Origin of the sequence: Aeromonas sp. 2692-1, from assembly GCF_013085505.1 — a bacterium.
GTDB lineage: Bacteria > Pseudomonadota > Gammaproteobacteria > Enterobacterales > Aeromonadaceae > Aeromonas > Aeromonas hydrophila.
Map to the genome: position 1 here is coordinate 1 of NZ_CP038514.1, position 10,348 is coordinate 10,348.

Genomic DNA, 10,348 nt, shown 5'->3' on the forward strand with positions numbered 1-10,348 from the left:
TCAACGACTGCTCAGGTCGATCTCGATACGCCGAAAGCCAATGCCATTGGCGGTGTTGGCGGCGGCATCGATGCTCTTGAACACCCGCCAGCCACCGCGCTGTCGTTCCAGGACAATGGTCTCGCTCTGTTTACCGAACTTCACCAGGTGCAGGTGGTATCCGGCTCCCATCGGAGTGGGTGCGATCAGGGCTTTGGCAAACCCGCCCTGGTCGAACGTCCACTTTGCTTGCAGCTCTTCCATATCAAATCGCGCCTTTGATTCGTCAAATTAATAAAATGATTCTAGCACGATGACGTCATCCCCGCTTGGATATCGGGGATCCGCTATTTGGTGGCTGCCTTTGCCTGGTGGCGTCTGATGGTGGCTGTTGCGTTGGCGGCCTTGCGCATTGCCTCGTCCCGTTCCTTGGTGATCAGGGCTATGCGCTGATCCACCTCGGTAATAGCCTTGGTGGCCGCCTGCCATCGGCTCTCGGCCAACTGGATGTGCTGCTTCGCCTCGACCTGCTGGGCCTGCAAAACCGCCTGTTCCTGCTGCAATGCCGTGGTGGCATTGATTAGCGCCGTGGCCTCGGCCTGCTCCGCCCGCTGCTCGGCTTCGATGGCCACTTGCCGCAGCCGTTCCATCTCGCGCTCTTGGTCCCCTTCGTTTGCCCACCCGTACACCAGCCCTACCCCCAGCAATGCGAACGAGCCCCCTACCAGAATGCCGACCAGAGCCAGCGGCCACGCATGCCATAGAATGGGCCAGCCGGTGTACCAATCGCCGGATCTGGTTTCCGCAACGAAGTTGTTTACCCATAGTGTTCGGGCTAACAGGCTATCCACGTACCAGGCCAACGCCAACAGGCCGATCAGCAGCCCCCCTATCACCACACGTCTCATCGTAGGTATGTCTCCGTAATCTCGGGCCTGAAATGCCCCATCTCCTGCGAAACTGTCTCTAAAGCGGCGTCCCGCGACAGCCCCCGATTTTGCAGCTCGGTCATCCGTTCCTGGCGTAGCTATGGCGCAGCCCGTGGGCTCCGGTCGAGCGCCCCATGGTGCGCTCGGATGCGGCTGAAACGGAGTTGGACCACCGTTGGCCGCCGCCGATGTCGTAGCTGGACTGGTAGAAACCCCGCGGTCGGTCACGACCTGGGGGGCGTCCAGGCGGCGTTCCTCCAGCCGTGCCGCCAGTTCGTGGGGGATCATGACCTCACGGGTTAGCCCGCCTTTGCCTTGGACGGTGTAGATCTCGCCGCTCCTGCCTTTCCATTTGCTGTCCAGGGCGGGGCGGGGGTCGGCGGCCCGCTCGGCCACGGGGCACAGGGTCAGCAGCTCATGGGCGCGCAGGCCCGCTGCATGGGCAATCTCGGTGGCCAGCGCGTTGTGAGGGGTCTGGGCACTGGCGATCAGCTCGGCCTGTTGCGGGGTGTAGGCGCGGCCCTCCAGCGTTTGAGTCAGCTCGGATTTGGTGACAGGGAGGCGTTCACTGGGGGCCAGTTTGCCGGTGACGTAGATCATCATGGCCTGCATCGACTGGCGTTCCATGTCCAGCGTCTTCTGGCCGACGGCCTGCCCGCGCTGCTCCAGGTAGCGGATGGCAAGCTCGGGGGTCATCGCCCGTAGCCCGCCTGGCAGGCGCTCTTGCTGCGTCCATTCGGCCACTCTGGTCAACCCCTGCTCGTAGTTGCGCACGGTGCCTACAGAGCGCAGGTGATGGCCCTGCAGGGATTTCATGACGTGGGCCGCTTGGGCCGCAGGGGCGCGAAAGGTGGCCATTAGGCGGCCTTTGGGTCGTGCTTGGCCAGCCACCTGGCAACGGTCGAATGGACCACTTTGATCCGGCGTTCCCGTAGCCAGCGTTGCAGCTCGGCGGTACTGGCCCCTGCCCGATGCAGGGCCAGCAGCTCCCCAGCGTGGCGATCCAAGCGGGAGCGGACAAAGTTGCGTTTGCGGATAGTGGCGGTCTGCTGACGCAGGGTGGCCAGCTCGGTGAGGGGGTCAAATACCATGGGGCCTCCATTGTAAGAACATCCAGCATCGATCAAATCGTGCTGCGGCAGTTACCTACCGATTCGCCCCTGTTTTTCCACCAAAGTGGACTGGCTCGGACCGTTCTCGCCATCGAGATTATCTAGTTCCCGTTCTGTCGCTTTCGCGTCTCCCATTTTCTTGTCGGGGTTCAGTGTGCTCGCCGTTTTTGGCAGAGTCTCGGATGGTTTAGCCTGGCTCCGGTATCGCAGGGCCCCTTAGAGGGGGCGGGCTCACTACAAACGTCCCCAGCATAGGGCAAATATATGTGCTAATACAATGTGTGTTGTTTTTTGTGCGTAAATCTGATGCAAGCCATATCCCACGCTATGTAGCGACGAATTTATGAGTCGTACATAGCGGGGGAAATGAGAGGCATAGAGGGAAAACCTGACGAGGGCGGGAGTAGGGCTGGCCAGGGTCATCAAAAGCCAAAATTGAATAATCGAAAATTCAAATTGATGGCGAGCTGGGGGAGGCGTGAGCCTGGTGGCGTCCGGCCAGGACGCTCACCGGGGCGAACGTCCTCCCAGGACAGCGAGGGACGCCTCTAGGGGGGGGCTCGATGTCCCGGCCGGACATCGAGCCACCCGGGAGGCACCGGGATAAAAAAGTGGGGGGGGGCTGGCAGAGATCCTTCATACAAGATGGGTGAAGGAATTGTGTTTTCCACCGTGTTTTTTTTGGCGCCTTCGGCCCGAAATCGGATCGAACTGCCACCCCGTCGGATCCAGCTCTAAAACCCCCTCAGATGCGTTGCAAACTTTCAGCATGGAAACGGGTCAGGCAGGGGGAGAAAGCGCGGCAGAATGCGGCTCAGGCGGTCGATTTTCGGCAGGGTGTCGATTTTGCCAGGTGAAGTCGGCTATTAAACATAATGGCATTATGCACAGTGAGTTTTCTCCTTTCTGGGGCCTTGTTGCTCAAATCGGGGAACTATCTGTCATCTCGGTGATCTGATCCTGTAGCGCAGTCTCCGAGAGCATCAGATGGGCAAGTCCAAGCACAAGATCAGCAACTGGCAGCAGTACAACCAAGCCTTGGTGCAACGCGGTTCGTTGACCAGTCAGTTTGGATATCGAAAATTGACCCCTAATGGGGCATTAATTAGAGTTTAACTTAGGCGTTGTTGATCAAATCCGTCGCTGGATGGCCGTTCCCCAACCCGTTGATACCACTCAATTCACTGGCTGGCGAACAGGCATACCAAGCCCTATCAGCTTGTTCATCACCTTCACGCCAGCCAGGATTTCGCCCACCTGGGCGTTGTAGTTCCGCAGGCTCAGCGTTGGCCCGATGAGTTGCTTGAACCGGTACATGGCGGTCTCGGCTATCGAGCGCTGGTGATAGCCGGAGTCTTTCTTCCATTGCTTCAGTTCACCGGCCTTGAGCGCCGTCACCGCCTCGTTGCGGGGATGGCCTTCCTCCCACGGTGCCGCATTTTTTCTCGGCGGTATGGTGGCTTTCGCCCCCTTCTTCTTCAGTAGCGCATGACAGGCCTTGGTGTCATACGCACCATCGCCGGACGCTCATAGAGGATTACCTTTCAACGTCCGGGTGGAGAGGAGGCCCTGATCGCGGAGATTGGCAGGAGCGCGGAGGCGCGCGATCTTCTGGCCCGACAGAAGCGGGGCCTAGACCCTACTCCTGCACCGAAACGCAACCATGGCCCAAGACTGGGGTAAGCCGTTACAGCTACAGGCTACAGGTAGGTGAGCAGCGGCCAAATCAAAACGCTAATTCAAAACATCAAAATCGCAAATTGATTTCATGGTGTGTGGAGGGGTGTGAAAAACTGGGGCCGGTGGCCCCACTTTCCCGCCATCGAGGTGGCTTATCTGATCGGGTGCACCTCGACGGGCAGAGCAAGATATCGAAACAGACCGCAGGATGCAAAAACAGGTCGAAACCATATCCGGCAGGATCCGGTCTTAAAAACGCCTCAGAAGCGTTGCAAACAATCAGGCGGTAAATGCCATGTCTTGGGCGTTGCAATGCGCCAAAACGTGATACCGGCGACCTGTTCGCCCTCTGGGTCCCGCTTTAGCGGCTAAAAAATCGCGAAAGGGGTTAGGTGCATCTACAAAATGGGCTATAGAAAAAAACGTATATAACCGATAATCAGTGAGTTGAGCATTGCTCAATTCCTAGCCGGCAACTAATGTTGCCAACGTGTGGCATGATAAATAGGCAGCAAGGTGATTTATGTCAAAATATATAAGTTTGGGTCTTAAAATAAGATCTTCATTTTTCACGTTGATTACTATTATGGTAATCATGTCATGGGTATCACTCAATTCTCTTGATTCGATGAGTAAACTCGTATCAACCATGGAGAATTCAGTGATTCCATCCATAGAAACATCTGCATCAATAAGCGATACATTGCAAAATATCCGTCGAATAGAACTAGCCCTTTTAATTAATAAACTTCAAGGTAATAAATCAGAAATATCCAGCTTGCTCAATCAACTTCAGTTATTTAGAAAGAAATATGCCGATGCCGATGCTTTTTATAATGAATTACCATATTCTTCTGATAAAAATGCAAGTAGAGAGGATGAGGATGCTGAAATATATCGTGATTTAATAGGAAAGTATTTATCTGGTAATGATAATATTAAGTCAGCTTTAGATGCATATATAAGCCAAAACATAGAGCCAGTTGATTTATATGAAACTGTGATGATAAAACAAAAAGCATTGTTGGAGCCAGCTGTAAGCAAAATGCATGATATTGTAAAGTATGATCAAGAAGTTGCTGCTGAGTTTGCAATGGCGTCCTCTGACGAGAAAATTTATTCAAGAATTTAAATATTTCAATTGTTGTTTTTGCATTGCTAATTGCAGTGGTTATTTCTCAAATTCTTTATGTTAAGATAAAAAAACCAATGGATTATTTGGTTGAACAAGCTGGGTTTATTTCAACAGGGGACCTAACAAAGAATATTAATAAGAGATTTTTCTCAAATGATGAGATAGGTGCCTTGGCTGATGTTTTTTCTACAATGAGAAGCAATTTATACAATATGGTAAATGAGCTTTCTCAAGCAATCTCTCAGCTTAGTGCTGCTGCAGAAGAAGTTAGCACTATATCATCACAGTCATCAAGCAACATGAAAAAGCAACAAGTTGATTTGGCGTCGCTAGCAACAGCAATGAATGAGATGCAAGCGACGATAGATGAAACATCCAGAAATACACAGGAGGCTGCTAATACATCAGAGGAAATGAACTCATTGTCTGTTGAGTGCTTAAATACGGTAAGTCGCTCACATGCAACAGTTAATAGCGCTCTGTCAACGATTGCATCCACGTCAAATGCCATAGAGCAATTAGGCATTAATAGCCGTGACATTAGCATTGTAGTTGAAGTTATTAAAGGTATTGCAGAGCAAACAAACTTGTTGGCTTTGAATGCCGCCATCGAAGCTGCTCGTGCTGGTGAGCAAGGTCGTGGTTTTGCTGTCGTTGCTGACGAGGTGAGAACTTTGGCAAAAAGAACGCAAGATTCGACTGCTCAGATAAACAAGATAGTAAATGAATTTCAATCTGAAGCTTCAAACGCTAGTGACTCCATGCAGCAGAGTAATGGCATGATAGAGGCTATATCTAAAGATGCCAAATCAATTAATTCATCGGTAAACAATATAGTGCAATCAATTGCGGTAACGTCACAAATGAACACTCAAATTGCTGCTGCACTAGAAGAGCAAGCAACAGTTAGTCAAGAGCTAAACAAAAATATTGTCAGCATTAGTAATGCATCAGATGAGGTTTCTTCTGGTGCGGAACAAATGAATCAGGCCTGTGCAGAATTGGCTAGCTTGGCGAATAAGTTATATGCAATATCTCAGGGGTTTAAAGTGTAGTTGTTTGCTCGTTCATTAATTGGTAGTGTGGTGTCGAGGTGTGCATTTCCTCATTCGCCATACTGATTATGGCGTTGGTAACTAAAAATAAAATCTGGCGAGCTTGTTATGAGTAAGAACGATATAAAAAAAGAAATTAACTTAATTGTTGATGATTTGGTGGTGGCAATAGATGAGTTGTTTTTATTAGTCTGTAAAGCAGAGGATATTGATCCGCGATTTTTTGATTTAACACAGCTAAATAAAATAAAGAGAGAAAATGAAGAGTTGATTGATAAAGTTTTTAATGTAAAGGCGAGTGTTGAACAAAGAAATAAAATGAACAAAAAGGCAATAGACTTAAGGAGTAAATATCAATGTTGATAGATAAAAAATGGGTGATGACATTTGAGTTCAACGTGATTTCTAGGGAGGGTGCGAATAAGCACCTTCCACAACGAAACTGAAAAAATTAGTTTATTAAATTCAAATACTTACAAAGGCGCACTTTTATGTTTGGTGACTTATTCGCACCTTCCTTAGAGTATCCTGTTCTGGAGGGTTTAATCATGACCAAGAACAGGGTTCAGTTTCAAAAGCATGAATTACAACTCAACGCTTACAAAGTCGGTGCGCATAAGGGGCGTTACGGTAAATCCGCCGCCCCTTTGTTGTGCCTGGCGCTCCATCAAAATTAGATATTGATTGTGCAACTCTTGATTTTGATGGTTGGCGTTCTGTCTATCATGTTGCTCGATGGGGGCGCGTTATATCCACTTTCCTATCTAGTAGCCTGCTTCGCGTTGATGGCGGACAGCGAGCACCACGATGACATCCGGTTCAATGCGATAGCGGGCTAAATAGCCGCTGTCGCCAAAGGGGATCACCCACTCACGAAATGCCTCTGGCAGTCCTTCAATGGGGCGACCCATAGAAGGTTGGGCTGCGAGCTGGCGTAGGGACAATTGGATTGTTGTTGCGGCCCTCTGTGCGACCAGCTGGCTCTTAGGGCGCAGGAATTCACGTAGGCGTTGCAGGTCTCGCAGGGCGGCAGGGGCAAAGATCACTGGTGGCATGCCGGAGGCGCTCCTTCGGCATCAGTGCCCCAAGAGGTTAGCCACTGATCCACATCTTGAGCGGTGGCATAGCGGCCAGTCTCCTGGAACTCCTGCCAGGCCTCCAGAGTGTCGCGGTGGAAGGTCTCGCGCAGTTCTTCGCGCTCGACATACTGGCTGATGGCTTCGCGCATGAGCCAGTGGGCTGAGCGTTCGCGGGAAGTTGCCAGGCGTTTGATGCGTTCCTGGGTGTCTGCGTCGAGTTTGATCGAGACCGGTTTGGATTGTGTGGGCATATAGGTACTCCAAGGTAATACCAGTAATTACCCATAGCATACCATTGGGCCCGTTTTCTGGATCAGGTTTTGGGGTTGTGAGGTGATCACGACATTGAGGCTGTGCCGACGCAGGCCCTTGATGTCCGACTTGCACAGAAGGGGGTGTTGCGCCCCTTTTTTGCTTCCTATCAAAATCTCAATTACAGATTTCCGTATTTCTGTAAAAGTAGCTCACGCACCTCGTCGGCAATCTTGGCTCCGCGAGATGCACATTGCATCTTGATTGCGCGGTGCAGGCTCTCGGGGATGTCGATGGTGAGCCGCTTCATCGGCTCGGGGGCACTGCCTGAGCTGCGGTTCTCGACCCACTCGTCGGCGGAGGACTGCGCACTCTTGTTGGTCGGCTTGGCGCCGATGGTGACTTTCTTGCTCATCGTGCAATCTCCATCAATTCTGCCATGACGGCATCGATCTCTGCGGCGGCAGGGCCGGTCGGATCTGTTTCATGAACGGCGCGTCCTTTGGCCGCTGCCTCTGCGAACACTACGCGCTGGGTGATGCTGGCGGTCAGAACTGGTACGGGGTAGGCGGCAAGAGCTTCACCCACGTCCCGTCCGATAGCTGTATTTGCGATTTTACGATTAACCACAAAAGCGGCTTTCAGCCCTTCCTTGTAGATGCGAGCCTCTTCAATCAGCTTCACCACCTCGTCTGCCGCCCAGATGTCGTAAGGGCTGGGTTGCACCGGGATAAGTACCATATCAGCGGCCATGATCGCGGAGCGAGCGAGGTCGGTCACCCGTGGCGGTCCGTCGATGACAATGTGATCATAACCCTGGCCGAGTTGCCCAATCTCCTTGTGCACGGTGGCGCGGGGGAGTCCGACTACCGAGAACAGGGGCTCGCCATCACGAGCTGCGGCCCAGTCCAGAGCGCTGCCTTGTGGATCGGCATCGATCAGAAGAACCCGAAAGCCGCTGCGGGCCAAGCTAGCCGCCAGGTTCACGCTGAGGGTGGTCTTGCCAACGCCGCCCTTCTGGTTGAGCAGTCCGATGATCATGGTTGAACTCTCATTATTTGTGGTTTTGTAAAAATACAGAAAACCACATGCAATGGGCAATCAAAATAAGTACCAGACCCAATACGCTCGTCCCGTCAGTTCTCCCGAGTTCTGGTTGTGCAACGGTATTGCCAGCATTACAATGTAATTGCGTTTGAAATTACAAGGTGAGGTGGTTATGGGTACGATTAACCTGCGCATTGATGACGAACTGAAGGCTCGTTCATTTGCGGTGCTGGACAAATTGGGGGTGACCCCCTCGGATATTATCCGGCAAACCCTGGAATATGTGGCCTCTCAGGGGCGGAGCCCGTTTCGCACTACCGTGGTGACGGAGGATGAAGAGGCCCTGTTAGCCATCGTGCGAGAGCGTTTGGCCAGCCCGCAGAAAGGCATCAAGGTATCGCTGGATGACCTTTGAACTCGAGTTTGATCCGCGAGCGTGGAAAGAGTGGAAAAAGCTGGGTGATACCGTTCGCCAGCAGTTCAAAAAGAAGCTGTCAGAGGTGATCGAGCGCCCCAGGATTGAGGCAAACCGGCTGAATGGGATGCCTGATTGCTACAAGATCAAATTGCGTGGCGCGGGTATCGGTTGGTTTATCAGGTACAGGATGATCGGGTGGTGGTATTCGTGGTCGCAGTGGGGAGGCGCGAACGGGAAGAGGTGTATCTGGATGCAATGTCGCGTCTTGATTAGCGAAAGTTTGTAAGGTGTGACCACCTGCGGTAACGTACTGTCCAGAAAAGACAAACCCCGAATCTCTGTCTCAACTTGGCGGAAGGGTTCAGAGAGTTCGGGGCTAGGCATTAAACCTATGGGAAAAGTCTAACACATGGATCAGCCCAAACAACCCTCCGTTTTCTCTTGTATGAAGGATTACGGATTTTGCACCGCCAATTTGCGCGGTGCTCGATGGTAAAATCAGTCTCTCAAGCCTCGTTTCTAGAAAGATTGCCTCACCGACCCTACTGCACCGATGATCCGGCGCAGGGGCTGTTGATCCGCTCGCAGGCCACTGCACTGGCCTATCGCCATATCCAGCACAACCCGCCGCCGCACGTTGGCACCCTGGTGTTCGATGTCGATCGGGCCGATGGGTACCACGCCTGGCGGGATGCCAATCTGCCTGCTCCGCACTGGGTCTGCGTCAACCTGCGCAACGGCCATGCCCATCTTGGCTATCAGTTGGCCACCCCAGTTGCCCGTACCAGTGCCGCCAAGCAAAAGCCCCTGTGCTATCTCGCCGCCATCGAACACGTGCTGGCGTGTCGACTGGGGGCGGACATGGGGTACGCAGGCCTTATCACCAAAAACCCCACACACAGTGATTGGTGGACTGTTTGGCACCCCATCGAGCCCTATTCACTCGACTACTTAGCCGAGTTCTGCCCCGATAACGATCTGGCTGCCTACAGCCGCCGCAGCCGTAAGGAAGCGAGTGGGTTGGGGCGTAACGTCACCTTGTTCGATAACGTGCGGGAATGGGCCTATAGCGCCGTCAGAGGGTATTGGCGACCCAATGGCTACGACGCCTGGGCCAAGGCCGTCCGCGCGGCCTGTGACAGTGCCAATGCGTTTGGGCTGGAGCAGGGCGGCCCGCTGCCACCCAACGAGATCAAAGCAACGGCCAAGAGCATTGCCCGTTGGGTATGGCGGCACTTCACCCCGTCAGGATTCAGCGCTATCCAGGCGGTCAGAGGGGCCAAGGGCGGGCGCATCGGTGGCAAGGTATCCAAGGGTGGGGGCAGACCAAGCAACAGCGGCAAGGCCCGTGCAGACCTGTTGCCGGAGGTGCTGCAACTCAAGGCTCAGGGCTACAGTAACCGCGACATTGCCGAGGATCTGCAAATCTCGGCCAGTACCGTCAGCCTGTATCTCAAACGTGGGCGCGAGTGATCGAAACAAAGCCATATCAGATAACAGCGCCCGAAGGGCGTTTTTGTCTGATATGGCTTTGCCTTAGAGAGCGGATCTTGGCGAGGTGGGCACGCGCCCGAACCGGAGGCCGTCCATAGGCCGTTGGTTTGGCCTGTGGGCGGGGGCGTTGTCCACGGAGCGGGGTGAGGCTGGCCTTTGTCTTGGCCC

Annotated in this window: 12 protein-coding genes and 3 pseudogenes; 6 read left to right on the forward strand and 9 right to left on the reverse strand. The window is 53.1% G+C overall.

All coding sequences use genetic code 11. The annotated features are described in order from the left end of the window. The 5 genes and pseudogenes from E5E97_RS23320 to E5E97_RS23340 all read right to left on the reverse strand — a co-directional run. Complete coding sequence (locus E5E97_RS23320) at window positions 1-243, reverse strand: plasmid replication protein RepB (RefSeq protein ID WP_103859311.1); 243 nt, start codon at window positions 241-243, stop codon at window positions 1-3. Window positions 244-326: 83 nt separating this feature from the next. Further along, entirely contained in the window at window positions 327-887 is a 561-nt protein-coding gene (locus tag E5E97_RS23325) for a hypothetical protein (RefSeq protein ID WP_128318416.1), read from the reverse strand. After that, window positions 884-1,766: pseudogene (locus E5E97_RS23330) on the reverse strand (site-specific integrase). The gene E5E97_RS23325 and the pseudogene E5E97_RS23330 overlap by 4 nt, the downstream one beginning before the upstream one ends. Beyond that, window positions 1,766-1,999 carry a hypothetical protein gene (locus tag E5E97_RS23335; protein ID WP_128318414.1) on the reverse strand — a complete coding sequence of 78 codons (234 nt, stop codon included), beginning with the start codon at window positions 1,997-1,999 and terminating at the stop codon, window positions 1,766-1,768. Before E5E97_RS23335 ends, E5E97_RS23330 begins: the two are co-directional and overlap by 1 nt. 1,197 nt (window positions 2,000-3,196) lie before the next feature. Continuing rightward, window positions 3,197-3,538 (reverse strand): annotated as a pseudogene (locus tag E5E97_RS23340) (transposase); the annotation flags it as partial. Window positions 3,539-4,361: 823 nt separating this feature from the next. Here E5E97_RS23340 and E5E97_RS23345 point away from each other — a divergent pair. From E5E97_RS23345 to E5E97_RS23355, 3 genes are all read left to right on the forward strand, one after another. After that, window positions 4,362-4,832 carry a hypothetical protein gene (locus tag E5E97_RS23345; protein WP_171281262.1) on the forward strand — a complete coding sequence of 157 codons (471 nt, stop codon included), beginning with the start codon at window positions 4,362-4,364 and terminating at the stop codon, window positions 4,830-4,832. A 35-nt stretch (window positions 4,833-4,867) separates the two neighbouring features. Further along, window positions 4,868-5,890 (forward strand): methyl-accepting chemotaxis protein, encoded by a 1,023-nt coding sequence (locus E5E97_RS23350; protein ID WP_171281263.1) that lies wholly within the window; start codon window positions 4,868-4,870, stop codon window positions 5,888-5,890. Between the two features lie 108 nt (window positions 5,891-5,998). Further along, window positions 5,999-6,253 (forward strand): hypothetical protein, encoded by a 255-nt coding sequence (locus E5E97_RS23355; protein ID WP_171281264.1) that lies wholly within the window; start codon window positions 5,999-6,001, stop codon window positions 6,251-6,253. A gap of 401 nt (window positions 6,254-6,654) precedes the next feature. Here E5E97_RS23355 and E5E97_RS23360 read toward each other — a convergent pair whose 3' ends face one another. From E5E97_RS23360 to parA, 4 genes are all read right to left on the reverse strand, one after another. Beyond that, a complete protein-coding gene (locus E5E97_RS23360) occupies window positions 6,655-6,945 on the reverse strand; it encodes a type II toxin-antitoxin system RelE/ParE family toxin (protein WP_128318412.1) in 291 nt (96 codons plus the stop codon). Next, window positions 6,933-7,220, reverse strand: coding sequence for a CopG family ribbon-helix-helix protein (locus tag E5E97_RS23365; protein WP_128318411.1), 288 nt, complete (start codon window positions 7,218-7,220; stop codon window positions 6,933-6,935). Before E5E97_RS23365 ends, E5E97_RS23360 begins: the two co-directional genes overlap by 13 nt. Window positions 7,221-7,402: 182 nt before the next feature. Next, entirely contained in the window at window positions 7,403-7,636 is a 234-nt protein-coding gene (locus E5E97_RS23370) for a hypothetical protein (RefSeq protein WP_128318410.1), read from the reverse strand. After that, a complete protein-coding gene (parA, locus tag E5E97_RS23375) occupies window positions 7,633-8,262 on the reverse strand; it encodes a ParA family partition ATPase (protein WP_128318409.1) in 630 nt (209 codons plus the stop codon). Before parA ends, E5E97_RS23370 begins: the two co-directional genes overlap by 4 nt. Window positions 8,263-8,440: 178 nt before the next feature. On the opposite strand from parA, the gene E5E97_RS23380 reads away from it, so the two are divergent. From E5E97_RS23380 to E5E97_RS23390, 3 genes and pseudogenes are all read left to right on the forward strand, one after another. After that, window positions 8,441-8,683, forward strand: a complete 243-nt coding sequence (locus E5E97_RS23380) for a type II toxin-antitoxin system RelB/DinJ family antitoxin (RefSeq protein WP_068979438.1) — start codon at window positions 8,441-8,443, stop codon at window positions 8,681-8,683. After that, window positions 8,673-8,959: pseudogene (locus tag E5E97_RS23385) on the forward strand (type II toxin-antitoxin system RelE/ParE family toxin). Before E5E97_RS23380 ends, E5E97_RS23385 begins: the two are co-directional and overlap by 11 nt. 216 nt (window positions 8,960-9,175) lie before the next feature. Further along, entirely contained in the window at window positions 9,176-10,159 is a 984-nt protein-coding gene (locus tag E5E97_RS23390; protein ID WP_171281265.1) for a replication initiation protein, read from the forward strand. Window positions 10,160-10,348 lie beyond the last annotated feature (189 nt).